The organism is Pleomorphomonas oryzae DSM 16300, assembly GCF_000422965.1.
In the GTDB taxonomy this organism is placed as follows: Bacteria; Pseudomonadota; Alphaproteobacteria; order Rhizobiales; family Pleomorphomonadaceae; genus Pleomorphomonas; species Pleomorphomonas oryzae.
Map to the genome: position 1 here is coordinate 277972 of NZ_AUHB01000002.1, position 16746 is coordinate 294717.

The window sequence follows — 16746 nt, forward strand, 5'->3', positions numbered from 1 at the left end:
AGGTCGCTCAGCGAAGGCCGGGAGCGCCCTTGGCATGGATGGTCAGGCCGCGTTCCGTGATCGGCTCCAAAGCCTTGTCGACCGGTACGTTCGGCGCGTCGGTGATCGCCGTCCAGGCCGGGCCGGGGTTATAGGCCCACTTCACGGCGTTGCGCAGCACGGTCAGCACGTTCTCGTCGTGATAGGTGGGGTAGGCCTCGTGTCCGGGGCGGAAATAGAAGATCTTGCCGGCGCCGCGCTTGTAGCAGAGGCCGGAGCGGAACACCTCGCCGCCCTGGAACCAGGAGATGAACACGGTCTCATCCGGTTCGGGAACCGAGAAGGGCTCGCCATACATCTCTTCCATGTCGAGCTCGATCTTTTCGGGCAGGCCGGCGGCGATCGGATGGTTGCGGTTGATCACCCAGAGCCGTTCGCGTTCGCCCGCCTCGCGCCACTTGAGGGCGCAGGGCGTACCCATCAGCCGCTTGAAGATCTTGGAAAAATGTCCGGAGTGGAGAACCAGAAGGCCCATGCCCTCCCAGACGCGCTTGGCAACGCGCTCGACGATTTCGTCCTTCACGTCACCGTGGGCGGCGTGGCCCCACCAGACGAGCACATCGGTGTCGGCTAGCTTCTCGACGGTCAGGCCGTGCTCGGCCATTTGCAGCGTCACCCAACTCGCCTTGATGGACGGGTCGACGTTGAGGGCGTCGGCGATGGTGGCATGCATGCCATTGGGGTAGAGATCGTGCACGACCTGACTGGTCTGTTCGTGAACGTTCTCACCGAAGACGGTGGCGCGGATGGTCATGAAAATCCTCCCGGGATGAGCGGTCCGGCGCAACTGATCCGTATTCGCCGACTCCGCGGCAAGGTCCGGCCTGTCGCCCTCCCAGGGCAGTCTCCGGACGAGACGCAACATCTTGCTTGCCGAGCATTCAAAGCGCTTTTAATGGGGCTTGTCAAGAGTCCTGCGCTGCTACGGCTTATGTCGGTAGTCGATTGTTCCAACGACGATATTTCGGCGAACAAATCAATAAAAGCGCTTTGAATGAATCGAAATAACTAATGGCGCCCGACATCGGCGGTTGGCAGCGATCGCCTCGGATTGAATGGGAAGCTAGGCGGCGCGCCGTCGGATAACGTCCGAGGCACCGATATGTTCCGAAGGGCGGGCGAGCCGCCCTCCGGCTTTGGTTCAGCGTTCGATCTGGCTGACGTCGCGCACGGCGCCCTTGGCGGCCGATGTCGCCATGGCTGCATAGGCGCGCAACGCCGCCGATATCTTGCGCGGACGGGGCGCTTCCGGCTTCCAGGCTGCCTTGCCCTTGGCCTCCATGGCTGCGCGTCGTGCGGCGAGGGTCTCGTCCGAGACCAGCAGTTCGATGGTGCGCTTGGGAATATCGATGCGGATGCGGTCGCCTGCCTCGACGAGACCGATGGCGCCCCCTTCGGCGGCTTCCGGCGACACGTGGCCGATCGAAAGGCCGGAGGTGCCACCCGAGAAACGGCCGTCGGTCAGCAGCGCGCAGGCCTTGCCGAGACCCTTCGACTTCAGATAGCTCGTCGGGTAGAGCATTTCCTGCATGCCCGGGCCGCCCTTGGGGCCTTCGTAGCGGATTACCACGACGTCGCCGGCTTTCACCGTGCCGCCCAGGATGCCCTTGACGGCCCCTTCCTGGCTCTCGAAGATCCTCACTTCGCCCTCGAAGAAGAGGTTCGATTCATCGACACCGGCGGTTTTAACGATGCAGCCGTCAAGAGCGATGTTGCCGAACAGCACGGCGAGGCCGCCGTCCTTGGAATAGGCATTGTCCACCGAGCGGATGACGCCCTTCTTGCGGTCGACGTCGAGCTCGTCCCATCGCCGATCCTGGCTGAATGCCTCAAGCGACGGCACGCCGCCCGGCGCCGCCGCGAAGAAGGTTCGGACGGCGATGGAGTTCGTCTGCATGATATCCCACTCGGCGATGGCCGCCTTGAGGGTCGGCGCATGCACGGTGGGAAGGTCGGTATTGAGCAGGCCGGCGCGGTCGAGTTCGCCAAGCAGGCCGAAAATGCCACCGGCCCGATGCACATCTTCCATGTGGATGTCGGCAACAGCTGGTGCCACCTTGGACAGGCAGGGCACGCGGCGGCTCAAACGGTCGATGTCGGCCATGGTGAAATCGACGCCGGCTTCCTGGGCCGCGGCCAGGAGATGCAGCACGGTGTTGGTCGATCCGCCCATGGAGATGTCGAGCGTCATGGCGTTCTCGAACGCTTTGAAGGAGGCGATCGAGCGCGGCAGCACGCTTTCGTCGTTGCCTTCGTAATAGCGCTTGCAGAGATCGACGATCAGCTGACCGGCCTTGAGGAACAGCGCCCTGCGGTCGGCATGCGTCGCCAGCGTCGATCCGTTACCGGGCAGGCTGAGACCGAGTGCTTCCGTGAGGCAGTTCATCGAGTTGGCGGTGAACATGCCCGAACAGGAGCCGCAGGTCGGGCAGGCAGACCGCTCGTAGGACTTGACGTCGGCATCCGATACCTTGTCGTCGGCGGCGGCGACCATGGCATCGATCAGGTCGACCGACTTGGTGACGCCTGTCGACAGCAGCACCTTGCCGGCCTCCATCGGGCCTCCGGACACGAACACGGCGGGGATGTTGAGCCGCAGCGCCGCCAGCAGCATGCCGGGCGTGATCTTGTCGCAGTTGGAAATGCACACCATGGCGTCGGCGCAATGGGCGTTGACCATATACTCGACGCTGTCGGCGATCAGGTCGCGCGAGGGCAGCGAATAGAGCATGCCGTCGTGGCCCATGGCAATGCCGTCATCGACGGCGATGGTATTGAACTCCTTGGCAAGACCACCCGCCTTCTCGATCTCCCGGGCGACCAACTGGCCGAGGTCCTTGAGATGCACGTGACCGGGCACGAACTGGGTGAAGGAGTTGACCACGGCGATGATCGGCTTGCCGAAATCGCTTTCCTTGACGCCGGTGGCGCGCCACAGGCCGCGGGCGCCGGCCATGTTGCGGCCGTGGGTGGAGGTGCGGGAACGATAGGCGGGCATGGTTCGATCCATCTCAGGGAAAGGTAGATTACCTGACGGATGGGACCGTTTTGCCGAAAAAGCAAGGGCGCCGCCGCCGCAAAGCGTTCGCCGCCGCCCCCTGGAAGTCTGGTTCCGCCGTCAGGCGGCATGCACCTTGATGAGGAAGCTCTTGATCTCGGACCGCAGGTGAGTGCACGCCTCGTCGAGGCCGGCGGTGCCGCTCTTCATGCGTTCGCTGGCGGCGGCGGCCGCCGCGTTGGCCTGCGACACGCCATCGATATGCTCGGTGACCTCGGTCGTGCTGCTCGATGCCTGGTTGAGATTGCGCGAAATGTCGAGCGTTGCCGTACCCTGCTCCTCGACAGAGGCGGCAATGACGTTGGAGATTTCGCTGAGGCGGCCGATGACGCCGGAAATCGCATTGATGGCCGCCACCGATTGCTCGGTCGATGCCTGGATGCCGTTGATTTGATCGGCGATGGTCGACGTCGCCTTGGCGGTCTGGTCGGCCAACTGCTTGACCTCGGCGGCGACGACGGCAAAGCCCTTGCCGGCCTCGCCGGCACGGGCCGCCTCGATGGTGGCATTGAGCGCCAGAAGGTTGGTCTGTGAGGCGATGTTGTCGATGAGGTCGACCACGTCGCCGATCTTCTTGGCCGCGTCGGAAAGCTCTTTGATCTGCGTCGAGGTGCGAAGCGCGTCAGCGGCCGCTTCGGCGGCAACCCGGCTCGACTCGGCGACCTGTCGGGTAATCTCCGCGACGGAGCCGCTCAATTCCTCGGTGGCGGCGGCGACGGTGGCGACGTTGGCGGAGGCCGTCTCGGCGCCGCGTGCCACGTTCCTGGCACGCTCGGAGGCGCGATCGGTTGCCTGGTCGAGATCACGCGTCAAGGCGGCCATATCCTTGGCCGACGACAGGACCTTGTCGGCGATGACACCGACCGACGACTCGAATTCCTGGGTGACGCGATCGATCAGGTTATGACGCGCTGCGCGCTCGGCGTCGATGTATACCGAAATGGCAAAGTCCATGTCGAGCAGGACGACCTTGCTGAGCGCTTGCAACAGCTTCAGGCGCGTTTCCTCTCGGCCGCCTTTGAACAGGCCGCCGGAATAGTCCTTGTTGATCCGCCCGATCAGCGTGGTGAGCAGGAAGTTGTAGCCGCCGATATACCAGGTCGGTGACAGGCCGATCCGGTGGTGCGTCTCGCCGATCTTGGAAACAGACTGGAAGTAGGCCTCGTCGAAGCGGGCCTCCAGCACGCGCTCCCAATGCTTGAGCTGAGCTGCCTTGGCTTGTGCCATCTGCTCGGGCGAATGGAAGAAGCGCTTGGTTTCGGCGAACGTGGAGACTTGCCGGTAGAAGGCTTCGATACCCTCGGAAAGGATACCGGAAATATAGGGGCGGTGTTCCCGAAAGGTGGTGGCGACGCTGTCATCGATGGCGTGGAAACCGAGGCGCTGACGCATGTCAGAGGCAATGATCGAAGGGGCGGACATGCCGGTTCCTTTATGGTGCGGATCGACGCAGCGGATGCGTCCGACGGCAGCTTTTGTCGCGCCAAACATCTTACCCGTTCGTAAAGGATTTAGGAAAACCGTCGATATTTAAAGAACTTGCGTCTGCCAGCGCATGATGTGCCTGCCTGTATGCGTAGAATTCCGGAGAGATTCTATCAATATTATTGCAAGCGACGATTATTCCTCTGCTGCAGGTAGCGATCAGGACGGCTCACCGGCCGAAGGCTCAAGGTTGATATATCCCTCGGCGCGAAAGTGTGGCTGACAGAGGCAAAGAAAAACAAGATCGGTACCGCCGTCATTCTCAATGCGCTGTGACGTTCCCTTCGGGATGCGGACGCCGTCGCCGGGACCCACTCGAAAGCGATGGCCGTCGACTTCCATCATGCCGCTTCCCACCTCGATCAAATAGGTCTCTTCGACATCGAGTGCGTGCAACTGGGTCACCATGCCAGGGGCGACGCGCGCTCGCGCCAGAGACACGTCGGGCCGCGACGGATCGTTGAGAAGCTCGGTGATGAAACAGCGCTCCGAAGTGGGAAACTCTCGGAGACCTCCGCTTGGAATAAGAAAAGGATGGGTCATGTTTGCCTCGTCGGTTGCCGGCGATGAGTTTGGGTCATCGGTCCGGCGCCGGCAACCCTTCCTTGATGAGGGCGATCCATCACAATGGAGGGAAGCGCAATGGAACATGTCCGGATGGTCAAGGGCGCTGTCGATGCCGTCACCATGACCGGCGGCTGAGGTTGATTCGAATGGCTGCTCTTGCCGCCTCGGTCTGCTTTGCCGCCGCATAAGCATTCTTCCTGCGGCGATATCAGGCAAAAGTCTTTGCTGTTGTGCTGTTTTTGGTCACTCGTTGCCTTCTCACGAAGCGGGTGCTGCGCTACATTATTCTCGTTACGGTTTCGTCTCAGAAGCCGTCGGGTCGAAGGGTCCAGTTTATTGTCCCGAACGCCCCTGAAGGGACGCTCAGCGTCCACTGGCCGGGTTCCGAACAAGAGAGGATTTCGACATGTCCGATATCGAAGCCAAGATCAGGGAAAAGGCGCGCGAACTCTGGCTGGCCGAAGGGCAGCCTGAAGGCCGGGCGGATCAGCACTGGCACGAGGCCGAAGCGCTCGTTCGCGCCGAGGAGGCCGCGGCCAAGCCCAAGGCGGCCCGCAAGCCGCGCGCAGCAGTTGCCAAGAAGGAACCCGCCGAGGCCAAGGTGGCAGCCGCCAAGAAGCCGGCGGCCAAGAAAGAGGTAGCCAAGAAGGAAGTCGCCAAGAAGCCGTCGCTCAAGGTCGTTTCCGGCTAAGGCCACAGCCGGCCGCCACGGACAGATTGTTGACAAGACCGGCCGGCGCCGTTGCGCCGCCCGGACGGGATGCCTAATGTCGCGGCCTTCTTGTTGGGAGCCGTGACATGACCCTTTCCGCAGCCATCGAAGCCCGCATCGTCGAGGCCATCGCCAGCGAGATCGGTTGCCGGCCAGCGCAAGCGGCCGCGGCCATCGGTCTGCTCGACGAGGGGGCAACCGTTCCCTTCGTCGCCCGCTATCGCAAGGAAGTCACGGGTGGGCTCGACGACACACAATTGCGCAAGCTCGAAGAGCGACTTGGCTATCGGCGCGAGCTTGAGACGCGCCGTACGGCTGTTCTGGCTGCTATCGATGGACAGGGCAAGCTGACGCCCGACCTATCGGAAAAAATCGCCGCCGCCGTCACCAAGGCGGAGATCGAGGATCTCTATGCGCCCTTCAAGCCGAAGCGCCGCACCAAGGGTGAGATCGCCAAGGAAAAGGGGCTCGAGCCGCTGGCCGACGCCCTGTTTGCCAATCGGACGCTGGAGCCGGCGGCGGCCGCCGCCGCCTATGTCACGGATGCGGTACCTGACATCAAGGCAGCTCTCGATGGCGCGCGCGATATTCTTGCCGAGCGCTTTGCCGAGACGCCGGATCTGGTGGGCCGTCTGCGCACCTACCTCCGGGACCGCGCCGTGCTGCGCTCGACGGTGATTGCCGGCAAGGAGACGGCGGGCGAGAAGTTCGCCGACTATTTCGATCATCGCGAGCGCTGGGCGACCGTGCCGAGCCACCGCGCGCTGGCCATGTTGCGCGGCCGCAACGAGGAGATCCTCGCCCTGGAGCTGGAGGTCGATGCCGACGATCCGGCTCCGGTCAAGCCGGTCGAGCGGATGGTCGCCGATGCCTTCTCGATTAACGTTCCGGCAAAATTGCCGGCAGAAGGCTTTCTGTTCGATGTCTGCCGCTGGACCTGGCGGGTGAAGCTGCAGCTTTCGCTTTCTCTCGATCTGATGGGCACGTTGCGGGAAAAGGCAGAGGCCGAGGCGATCCGCGTCTTCGCCGACAATCTCAAGGATCTGCTGCTCGCCGCGCCGGCCGGCGCCCGCACGACCATGGGGCTCGACCCCGGCATCCGCACCGGCGTCAAGGTTGCCGTGGTCGACGCCACGGGCAAGCTTCTGGACACGGCGACCGTCTATCCCTTCCAGCCGAGAAACGATGTGGCCGGTGCGCTGGCGGCGCTTTCGGCGCTGGTCCGCAAGCACAAGGTGGAGCTGATCGCCATCGGCAACGGCACGGCAAGCCGCGAGACCGATCGCCTTGCCGCCGCGCTGATCGGCGATCTGCCGGCGCCGAAGCCGACCAAGGTGGTGGTGAGCGAGGCCGGCGCCTCGGTCTATTCGGCATCCGAACTGGCCGCTCGCGAATTTCCTGGCCTCGACGTTTCGTTGCGCGGCGCCGTTTCCATTGCCCGCCGCCTGCAAGATCCGCTGGCCGAGCTGGTCAAGATCGAGCCGAAGTCGATCGGCGTTGGGCAGTATCAGCACGATGTCGATCAAGGATATCTCGCCAAGGCGCTCGACGCCGTCGTCGAGGACGCGGTGAATGCCGTTGGCGTCGATCTCAACATGGCCTCGGCGCCGCTTCTTGCCCGCGTTTCCGGTCTTGGCCCGTCGCTGGCCGAAGCAATCGTTGCCTATCGGGACGCGTCAGGCGCCTTCCGCAGCCGCAAGGCCCTGATGGACGTGCCGCGCCTCGGCGCGAAGACCTTCGAACAGGCTGCCGGTTTTCTGCGCATCCGCGACGGCGACGAGCCGCTCGATGCGTCCTCGGTACACCCGGAAGCCTATGGGGTTGCCCGCCGCATCGTTGCCGCCTGTGGTTGCGACATTCGTCAATTGATGGGCGACAGCGCCGCTCTGAAGGCGCTCAACCCGGCGAAGTTCGTCGATGAACGCTTCGGCCTGCCGACGGTGCGCGACATTCTCACCGAACTGGAAAAGCCAGGCCGCGATCCGCGTCCCGAGTTCCGCACCGCCAGCTTTGCCGAGGGCGTCGAGGAAATAGCCGATCTCAAGCCCGGCATGGTTCTGGAGGGGACGGTGACCAACGTCGCCGCTTTCGGTGCCTTCGTCGATATCGGCGTCCATCAGGACGGGCTCGTCCACGTCAGTCAGCTGGCCGATCGGTTCGTGAAGGATCCTCGGGATGTGGTGAAGGCCGGCGACGTCGTGAAGGTTCGCGTCGTCGAGGTGGATGCCAAACGCAAGCGCATCGCTCTCTCCATGCGCAAGGACGACGACGGCACGCCGAAGGGGACAGGCGGCGGGGCTCGTCCTGATCGGCGCAGTCCTACTCCACCACCGGCGACCGGCAACAATGCCATGGCCGCCGCACTGGCTGCCGCCATGAAGCGGCGATGAGCGGATAGGATGCCCATCCGGGCGCCCATCATCGTTCAGTTGCATGGCAACGCGTGTTACAATTTTTGGGCGACGGCCCCGATCTAGGCGGTTGGTGACCGTTGGATTTGGTGTACAGTCAGCTCGATTAACCATTGTGGGAGCCCACCATGGCCAGGCATTCTAACGGCTACACCGCCCTTCAGCTCGCTCTCCACTGGCTGATCGTGCTTCTCGTATTTTTCCAGCTGATCTTCGGCGAGGACATGGGGCGCTACAACTATTTCCTGCGCTCCGGGCAGGATGCCGCCCCGCTCGTGACCGGCTATTATCTGCATGTCGGCGTTGGTATTGCCGTTCTGGTGCTGACACTGGTTCGTCTCGGTCTTCGCCTGACTCAAGGCGTGCCGACCCCCGTTCCGGGGCCCGCCTTGCAGGTCAGGGCCGGCGAGGCGCTGCATTATCTGTTCTATCTGATGCTGATCGTCACGCCGATCACCGGGCTTCTCGCCCAGTATGTCAACATGCGCACCTTCGGCGAGATCCACGCCGCCAACAAGCCGATCTTCATCTTGCTGATCGTGCTCCACGTAGCGGCGGCGCTCTACCATCACTTCGTGCTGAAGGATACCACCCTGCGCCGCATGATGGTACCGGGCACCCACTAGACTCGATACGCAAACAAAAGCTGGAAGCCACAGCCCGGTTATGTCGGCGCGTCGCTCCAGCGGCCCCATAGTCCCAAACGAAAACCCCGCGGAAGAGACCTTCCGCGGGGCTTTTTATCGAACGTCTGCCGACGATGAAATCAGGCAGCCGAAAGATTGTCCGCCGAGGACTTGCCGGAGCGGCGGTCCTGAACGACTTCGAAGTTCACCTTCTGGCCGTCGTTGAGCGAGCCGAGGCCGGAGCGCTCAACAGCCGAGATGTGAACGAAGACGTCCGGGCCACCGGCGTCCGGAGCAATGAAGCCGTAGCCCTTGGTGGCGTTGAACCACTTGACGGTACCTAGAGCCATGATGAGATCCTTTCCGTAGAAAGTCGAATTTAAGAAAGCCACGCACCCGCACTGGAGCGTGTGACTGGGTGGTTACCGAATTTGGAAAGGTCGTCACGTCGCGGGGGATGACCCCAGGCGTTCAGGGCCGATGGTCTGGCCAAAATCGATGACATCTCATACTACGAGAAAGGACTTACTGCAAGCAACTTATAGGTGTGGGCCTAGGCTGGTCGAAAGGCTTGGCAGACGGCGGGATCGGTTTCTATGCGGCCGGCCCCGATCAGGTCAAGGCAATAAGGAACCGCGGGAAAAACCGCATCCAGGCAGACGGCGATCGATGCCGGCTTGCCGGGCAGGTTGACGATCAGGGTTGTGCCGCGCGTACCGGCTGTCTGGCGCGACAGGATGGCGGTCGGTACCTTCTCGAGGCTGATCCGGCGCATCAATTCGCCAAACCCCGGCAGCTCCTTCTCAAGCACCACCTTCATCGCCTCCGGCGTCAGGTCGCGCGGACTGGGACCGGTGCCGCCGGTGGTGAGAACGAGATCGACCCGCTCTTCATCGCAAAGCCGAACCAATTCGCCGCCGACGTTGTCGACACCGTCGGGAACCACCAGCGTCAGCACTTCGTAGGGCGAGGTGACGGCCCGGCTGAGCCAAGCGGCGATTGCCGGCCCTGAAAGGTCCTCGTACTCGCCACGTGAGGCGCGATCGGAGACGGTGAGAATTGCGATGCGGACCATGGTCCATCCTCCAACCTGTGAATCACGGGACAAGACAGCGTTAGCACCTTGCTTCGCCCTTGGCCAAGGCAGCCGAATCGGTCGACAGAAAGAATGCGCTCGCAAAAGACGCGTTCTGTACAATCGGTGGCGTGGGACAAAGACCTCGGGATGACCTTCAGCGTGGACATCGGCAACAGGACGAACGGCACGCGTGCTGCCTTCGATCTTGAGGAACTGCTTGCCACCCGTCTGTTGGTTCAAGGCAATTCCGGTTCCGGCAAATCGCATCTGCTGCGTCGTCTGCTCGAGCAAAGCGCCGAATGGGTTCAGCAGGCGGTCATCGATCCTGAAGGCGACTTTGTCACACTGGCCGACCGCTTCGGCCACGTGGTGGTCGATGCCAATTGTTCCGAGCGTGACCTGGCGCTGATCGCCGCTCGTGTCCGCAAACATCGCGTTTCCGTCGTGCTCAACCTCGAAGGCCTCGACGTCGACGGCCAGGTGCGCGCCGCTGCCGCTTTCCTGAATGGTCTGTTCGATGCCGAACGCGACCATTGGTATCCGATGCTGGTGGTGGTTGATGAGGCGCAGCTGTTCGCCCCTGCCGCATCCGGCGAGGCCGACGGTGAGTCGCGCCGCGCCTCTCTCGGTGCCATGACAAACCTGATGTGTCGCGGCCGCAAGCGCGGCCTTGCCGGCGTCATCGCCACCCAGCGGCTCGCCAAACTCGCCAAGAACGTTGCCGCCGAGGCGTCCAACTTTCTGATGGGTCGCACCTTTCTCGACATCGATATGGCCCGCGCCGCCGACCTTCTCGGTATGGAGCGGCGGCAGGCCGAAATGTTCCGCAATCTGCAACGCGGCGAGTTCGTCTCGCTCGGCCCCGCCATCGGTCGGCGACCGGAGCCGGTCAGGATCGGACCGGTCGAGACGACGGGGCGCGGTGGCGGCCCCAAATTGACGCCACTGCCTGAGCAGGGCGGCGAGGCTGCCCGTGAATTGATTTTTCGTCCGACGGCTGGCGAGGAAATGCCGCGCGCTGCTGCCACGCCGGTGTCCACTGCCGACATTCTTTCCGAACTGTCGCGTTCGCGGGCTGCATTGGCGCCGGCTCCGGAGGACAATCCGCCACAGGCCGATTTGCTCGGACGCCTCGCCCGCGATGAAACGATCGAGGAAATCCTCGTGGAGATGATGGCCGAGCCCGACGCTGCTTTCCAGGCGGTATCGATGCTCTACCAGGACTTTCTGGTCCGCTGCCGCATCAAGCGGGTGACCGGCGACAGCCTCGATCTCCAGTCCTTCCGCCAGCGCCTCTCGCTGGCGCGCGCCGGTGTCGAGACCGAGACGATCGACGAGGATGCCTGGCAGCAGGCCACTCTGATTTCGGCGTCGCTACCCGAAGATATGCGTGGCGTGTTCCTGCTGGTCGCCAAGGCAGCGCTTCAGAAGGCGCCCTGCCCATCAGATGCCGATATCGCGCGTGCCTACGGCACCCGCTCGCCATCCCGCGCACGCCGGCTCCTCGCCTATATGGAGGAGCGTGGCTTTCTGGTTTGCGCCTCGGACCTGCGCGGACAGCGGATGATCCAGCTTCCCGATCTCGGCTGGCAAACCGCGCCGGGTTCGGCCACGGCCGCCGCTGCAGCGGAATAAGTCCGTCCAGTACGCTTTATTGCGGTGTCGTCGCCCCTTGGAGCGGGACTGAAAACGCGACAGACTGCCGCGCCGGTGACCGCCGACTCGGGAGGAGTTCGGTCGCCGTTTGCGGGAGGATGGCATGGTATTGTCGAAGTTGAGCGAGGGGGCGACGGCGGCTGTCGACCTTCGTGGCGTTGTGTTTTCGGAAGCGGAGCGTGTGATTTTCCGTGCCGGGCCGCTCTCTGCGGCAGTCTTCCGCTTTGCCTCCGGGGTCGACGCCGTCCGGCTGTCGAACGGGGCGGATGACGTGGTGGTGCTACCTTTCCAGGGGCAGCATGTCTGGTCGGCCCGTCTTGGTGGTCGCGACGTTGGCATGAAGTCGATGTTCGATATGCCGCGCCCGACGCAGAAATTCTTCGAGACCTATGGCGGCTATTTCCAACATGCCGGCATCACGGCGATCGGCGCGCCCGGCCCCATGGAACGCCGCGAGCAGCACGGCGAACTGCCCAACGCCCTCTACCGCGACGCCGCCGTTCTGCTTGGCGAGGACGCGAGCGGGCGCTATATCGCCGTCACCGGTCGCTATAATCATACCGTTGCCTTTGCCACCAATTACGAGGCGGTGCCGCTCCTGAAGCTCTATGCAGGCAGGCCGCGTATTTCCATTGGCATCACCGTCACCAACCTGAAATCGTCGCCGCTGCCGGTGCATTACCTGGGCCATCTCAACTGGCGTGCCCGCGAGGGTGGTCGGTTGATCGGCACGCTCCACGAGACGGCGGAGTCCATGCGGGTCCGTCAGGAGATCCCGCCGCATATCCAGCCGGGGCCGGGCTATGTCGAATGGATTGCCGAGCTTGCCAAGGACCCCAGCCGGGCCGGCACGCTGACCTCGGACAAGATTTTCGCCCCGGAGGTTGTGTTCGCCTTCGATCCGCTGAGCGATGACGAGGGACGATCGCACTTCATGCAGGTGCACCCGGACGGAACCGCCGACTATACGTCCTTTATGCCGGAAAATACCGGCACCGCCGCTCGCTGGATCTGTCGCACCGGCGATCAGGAGGCCGTTGGTATGGCCTTCCCTGTCCGGTTGCCTGACGAACCCGGCTGCGTCAATGGTCAGCCGGTGATCCACGCGCCGCTCGGCAAGGGGGAGTCTTTCACCAACGAGATCATCGCCGCCGTCTTTACGCCGGCGGAGGCCGAGGCCATGGCCCGTCACATCGAGGCGGTGAAGCGACAGCGGGCCTGAGCGGAGGAACGCTTCAGCTGAAGGCGTCGAGGGTCGTCTTCAGCATGTCGTTGGCCACCTTCATGGTCTTGGTCGAGGCCTCGTAGCTGATGCGGGCCGTCATGACGTTGACCAGTTCACTGGCCATGTCGACGTTGGGGGAGGCAACCATGCCCTCAGCGTCGGCATCCGGCGACGTCGGGTCGTAGGCCGGTACATAGGGATCGGCAGCGTTGACGATGCGGGCGGAAACGCCGCCGCCCTTCACATCGGACTGTTTCACGGTCACCGGCGCATAGGCATTGGTGGAGCCCGAAGCATTGGGCAGCGATCCCGACGACGAGGCGTTGGCAATGTTGGACGCCGACGCCTCAAGTCGTGTCGCGGCGGCCTGCATTCCCGTCAGGGAAATCGACGTCATGGATGAGAGAGACATCAGAGCGGCTCCGGGCACGTGAAGACCTGCCATTGTCGGCCACGGATGCTAAGCGCGTCTTGCCATGACGCCGCGAATTTGAATCATTCGCCCACTCCGGCCTTATCGGGACGATTTATCTCGATTTTCCCAAATATTTGGACGGCGCTTCCTCGAAGCTCTGCCCTTTCCGATGCCAAATAACAGGGCATCCGGAGACGGGTGTGGCGGGATTTGACCTCATAGCTTGCGACCGCCGATCAAACGCTAAAGCGCCATGCCCAGCATGGTGGTGCCCTTCCGACATAGGTGGCGACCATGACCTTCAGAAATCCGACCCCGCATCGCACGGACCTCTGTCGACGCTGTCGACGAATTTTTTGATCGTGCGCTGAAACTAAATGCCGTTGAGCGGGTTTTGATAGTCGGTCGGTGGACGCCGGCCCTGGAGGCAAAAATGGATAGTGGCTACATCGTTGAGCTGGCCGGTGAGGCGGTCGGCGTACTGGTTGGTGCGGGTAGTGCGTATGAATTCCATGCCGTTGATCAGCGTTTCCGTTCGCTCGAAGGGGCGAGCTTTGACAACGGTTTTGCCGCCGAGCGGGCGGTACGGCGTCTCGCCCGGACCGGCGCCGGCAAATCGACGCAACGCGGTCGCCGCCAGTATTCGCTTTTCCGCGACGGTCTCGGCCTGACGGGCCAATCTGCGTTCGGAGCTTTCAGCACCTAATCCTATTATGGACCTTTCCTTCGTACGTTCCTTCAGTCCTATTTCACGTAATTCTTGCCTTGGTTGTCCTTCTCGGCTCGTTTCCCTTCCAGGCGCGCCGATCAACTTCCCCGGGGGCATTCGCTCCCGGGGTTTTTTGTGTTTGGCATCAGGCTAGACCGATGCTGCCTGCGTCCGGCCGGCGATGAGGTCGCGATACCAGATGGCCGATGACTTGGGGATGCGTGCCTGCGTCTCGTAGTCGACGTAGACCACGCCGAAGCGCTTGGCATAGCCGTGTGACCATTCGAAATTGTCCATCAGCGACCAGACGAAATAACCGTCGACGCGGATGCCCTTGTCGCGCGCATCGGCCAGCGTGGTGAGATGTTTTTCGAGATAGTCGATGCGGCCGGGATCGTCGCATTTACCGTTGACGAGTTCGTCGTATTGGGCGCAGCCGTTCTCGGCGATGTAGATCGGCGGCAGCTTGTAGCGCGCATTGAGGTCGGTGAGCAGACGGTCGAGGGCAGGGGCATAGATTTCCCACCCCATGGCAGTCCGGGGCACATTCTCCGCCTGCACCGAGCGGGCACGCGGGTAAGGCAGAGCTGGGTCGGCAATGATGCGTTCCGGCGCGTAGAAATTGAGACCGAGGAAGTCGATGGGCGTCGAGATGATCTTGAGATCGTCCGTTTCGATCGTCGGCATGATCGGGCCGAACGCGTCCATTACCTCGGCCGGATATTGCCCCAGAAACACCGGATCCATGAAGACGCCGTCGTGAAAGGCCCGATAGCGTTCGGTGGCAGCGATATCGGCAGGGCGGTCGGTGACGGGATAAAGCGCCTTGGCGTTGTAGACGATACCGGCCGGCAGATCGGCGCGGCGCGCCTTGATGGCCTGCATGGCAAGGCCATGCGCGAGATTCAACGTATGAATGGCAGCCAGCGCCGCCGTCAGATTGCGCTCACCGGGCGCATGCTCGCCGATCAGATAGGATAGGTGGCCAGAGCACCATGGTTCGTTGAGGGTCATGATGCCGGAAAGGCGGTCGCCGAGGCGAGCCATCACCACGTCGGTATACTCGGCGAAGGCATAGGCAGTATCGCGGGCACACCAGCCGCCACGTCCGTGCTGCTCGATCGGCAGATCCCAGTGGTAGAGGGTGGCGTAGGGTTTGATCTCGGCTTTCAGCAGCTCGTCGACCAGCCGGTCGTAAAAGTCGATACCCTTTTCATTGACCGGACCACGACCGTCGGGGATGACGCGCGGCCATGCGATCGAGAAGCGGTAGGCGTCGGCCGATAGAGCCCTCAGCAGTCGGACGTCCTCGGGCATGCGGTGGTAGTGATCGCAGGCGATGTCGCCGCTGTCGCCATTTCTGACGCGACCTGGAATGCGTGAGAAGGCATCCCATATGCTTGGCTTGCGACCGTCCTCGTCATGAGCGCCTTCGATCTGGTAGGCGGCGGTGGCATAGCCGAACACAAAGTCGCGGGAAAAACGTTTCGAAAGCGCAATATCGGGCATCTGGCGGCTCCTCCTCGATCATAAGGCATTGCCATGAATCGGTTCACCCCGGAAGCCCCCATTGTTTCTTTTTGCGTTCGTTGGCAATGGGCTGTATTTGGGCTGCATTGATGGAGATGACCACGGCCGATGGACAAGCTTGCTTCCTGCAACTGGGTAAAGATTGCGTCCTATCTGATCGTTGGCATCGCTCTCTTGCTCTGCCTTGAAATGGGTCTGCTCGCAGGCCTCTTGGCCGGTCTGCTCGTTCACGAGACGGCGGTCAGCGCAGCGCCCTGGCTGCGCAACCGTACGGGTTGGACGCAGCAGATGGGCAAGGCGGTGGCGCTCATTGTCATCGTTGCGGCTATTTCACTCGGCATCACCGGCGCCATCGTGGCTGCCAGTTCGCTGTTCACCAACGGCTCGGAAGGTCTGTTCGCCCTCATCCAGAAGATGGCGCAGGTCCTGGAGACCGGCCGTACTTATCTGCCGCCATGGATCGGCGACTATCTTCCCGTCAACACCGATGAACTGCGGCGGCAGGCGGTAAAATTCCTCCAGGACAACGCCTGGGAGCTGCAGCGCTTCGGTCAGGACGTCGGGCGCATCCTCGTCTACATCCTGTTCGGCATCATCATCGGCTCGCTGGTCCTCTTCCGGAAGCCACCGGAAAAGCCGCACGGGCCGCTGGCTGTCGAACTGATCGAGCGTGTGCGTCGCCTGACGCTGTCCTTCCGCCGGGTCGTCTTCGCGCAGTTCCGAATCTCTCTGCTCAACACGACGCTGACGGCCATCTTCCTGTTCGGCCTTGACCCGCTGATCGGCGTCAAGCTGCCGTTCCTGAAGACCATGATCGCCGTCACCTTCATCGTCGGCATGCTGCCGGTGATTGGCAACGTCATCTCCAACACGGTCATTTTCATCGTCAGCCTGGGCGTGTCGGCCCCGGCGGCGATCGCCGCGCTTCTCTTCCTGATCGGCATTCACAAACTGGAATATTTCGTCAACGCCCGCATCATCGGCACCCAGATCAACTCGCGCGCCTGGGAGATGCTGACCGTGATGCTCGCCATGGAGGCGACCTTCGGTGTGCCGGGACTGATCGCGGCGCCGATCTTTTACGCCTACGTCAAGGAAGAGTTGTTGGCCAACGGCCTGATCTAGCATCGGGCCGAAAAGTGGCATCCGGTTTTCGGAAAATCCGATGCGACAAACGAGATCGTTCCCAGGCTTGCGCCCTTTTGGAGATCGTTATAACCTCGAAGGTATAACGA

15 protein-coding genes are annotated in these 16746 nt (G+C 62.6%); 6 read left to right on the forward strand and 9 right to left on the reverse strand.

Translation table 11 applies throughout. The annotated features are described in order from the left end of the window. Positions 1-7: 7 nt before the first annotated feature. The 4 genes from G522_RS0104195 to G522_RS0104210 form a co-directional block, all read right to left on the reverse strand. Complete coding sequence (locus G522_RS0104195) at positions 8-793, reverse strand: ThuA domain-containing protein (protein WP_026789961.1); 786 nt, start codon at positions 791-793, stop codon at positions 8-10. Between the two features lie 387 nt (positions 794-1180). After that, positions 1181-3037 carry a dihydroxy-acid dehydratase gene (gene ilvD / locus G522_RS0104200; RefSeq protein ID WP_026789962.1) on the reverse strand — a complete coding sequence of 619 codons (1857 nt, stop codon included), beginning with the start codon at positions 3035-3037 and terminating at the stop codon, positions 1181-1183. 120 nt (positions 3038-3157) lie between these two features. Then, positions 3158-4519: a globin-coupled sensor protein gene (locus tag G522_RS0104205; RefSeq protein WP_026789963.1), complete on the reverse strand. Its 1362-nt coding sequence runs from the start codon at positions 4517-4519 to the stop codon at positions 3158-3160. Between the two features lie 222 nt (positions 4520-4741). Further along, positions 4742-5125, reverse strand: a complete 384-nt coding sequence (locus G522_RS0104210; protein WP_051228290.1) for a cupin domain-containing protein — start codon at positions 5123-5125, stop codon at positions 4742-4744. 430 nt (positions 5126-5555) lie between these two features. On the opposite strand from G522_RS0104210, the gene G522_RS0104215 reads away from it, so the two are divergent. The 3 genes from G522_RS0104215 (at position 5556) to G522_RS0104225 (ending at position 8898) form a co-directional block, all read left to right on the forward strand. Then, entirely contained in the window at positions 5556-5840 is a 285-nt protein-coding gene (locus G522_RS0104215; RefSeq protein WP_026789965.1) for a DUF2934 domain-containing protein, read from the forward strand. Positions 5841-5947: 107 nt separating this feature from the next. Beyond that, positions 5948-8251: a Tex family protein gene (locus G522_RS0104220; RefSeq protein WP_026789966.1), complete on the forward strand. Its 2304-nt coding sequence runs from the start codon at positions 5948-5950 to the stop codon at positions 8249-8251. Between the two features lie 149 nt (positions 8252-8400). After that, positions 8401-8898 (forward strand): cytochrome b, encoded by a 498-nt coding sequence (locus G522_RS0104225; protein WP_026789967.1) that lies wholly within the window; start codon positions 8401-8403, stop codon positions 8896-8898. A gap of 140 nt (positions 8899-9038) precedes the next feature. Here the strand turns inward: G522_RS0104225 and G522_RS0104230 are convergent, their stop codons facing one another. Together G522_RS0104230 and mog are read right to left on the reverse strand one after the other, a co-directional pair. Then, positions 9039-9248 (reverse strand): cold-shock protein, encoded by a 210-nt coding sequence (locus G522_RS0104230; protein WP_026781928.1) that lies wholly within the window; start codon positions 9246-9248, stop codon positions 9039-9041. Positions 9249-9451: 203 nt separating this feature from the next. Further along, positions 9452-9973: a molybdopterin adenylyltransferase gene (gene mog, locus G522_RS0104235; RefSeq protein WP_026789968.1), complete on the reverse strand. Its 522-nt coding sequence runs from the start codon at positions 9971-9973 to the stop codon at positions 9452-9454. 150 nt (positions 9974-10123) lie between these two features. On the opposite strand from mog, the gene G522_RS0104240 reads away from it, so the two are divergent. Continuing rightward, positions 10124-11611 carry a helicase HerA domain-containing protein gene (locus G522_RS0104240; RefSeq protein ID WP_026789969.1) on the forward strand — a complete coding sequence of 496 codons (1488 nt, stop codon included), beginning with the start codon at positions 10124-10126 and terminating at the stop codon, positions 11609-11611. Between the two features lie 124 nt (positions 11612-11735). Further along, entirely contained in the window at positions 11736-12854 is a 1119-nt protein-coding gene (locus G522_RS25560) for an aldose epimerase family protein (RefSeq protein WP_051228292.1), read from the forward strand. Between the two features lie 13 nt (positions 12855-12867). On the opposite strand, the gene G522_RS0104250 is transcribed toward G522_RS25560, so the two are convergent. The 3 genes from G522_RS0104250 to G522_RS0104260 all read right to left on the reverse strand — a co-directional run bounded on the left by G522_RS0104250 (position 12868) and on the right by G522_RS0104260 (position 15490). Further along, positions 12868-13269, reverse strand: a complete 402-nt coding sequence (locus G522_RS0104250; RefSeq protein ID WP_036838036.1) for a flagellar basal body rod protein FlgC — start codon at positions 13267-13269, stop codon at positions 12868-12870. Between the two features lie 376 nt (positions 13270-13645). Beyond that, the gene (locus tag G522_RS29915; RefSeq protein WP_156886812.1) at positions 13646-13951 is read right to left on the reverse strand and encodes a hypothetical protein; all 306 of its coding nucleotides are present in this window, start codon (positions 13949-13951) and stop codon (positions 13646-13648) included. Positions 13952-14131: 180 nt separating this feature from the next. After that, on the reverse strand, positions 14132-15490 hold the full coding sequence (locus G522_RS0104260) for a GH1 family beta-glucosidase (protein ID WP_026789971.1): 1359 nt from the start codon (positions 15488-15490) through the stop codon (positions 14132-14134). A gap of 129 nt (positions 15491-15619) precedes the next feature. Here G522_RS0104260 and G522_RS0104265 point away from each other — a divergent pair, with 129 nt between their 5' ends. Continuing rightward, positions 15620-16636 carry an AI-2E family transporter gene (locus G522_RS0104265; RefSeq protein ID WP_026789972.1) on the forward strand — a complete coding sequence of 339 codons (1017 nt, stop codon included), beginning with the start codon at positions 15620-15622 and terminating at the stop codon, positions 16634-16636. Positions 16637-16746 lie beyond the last annotated feature (110 nt).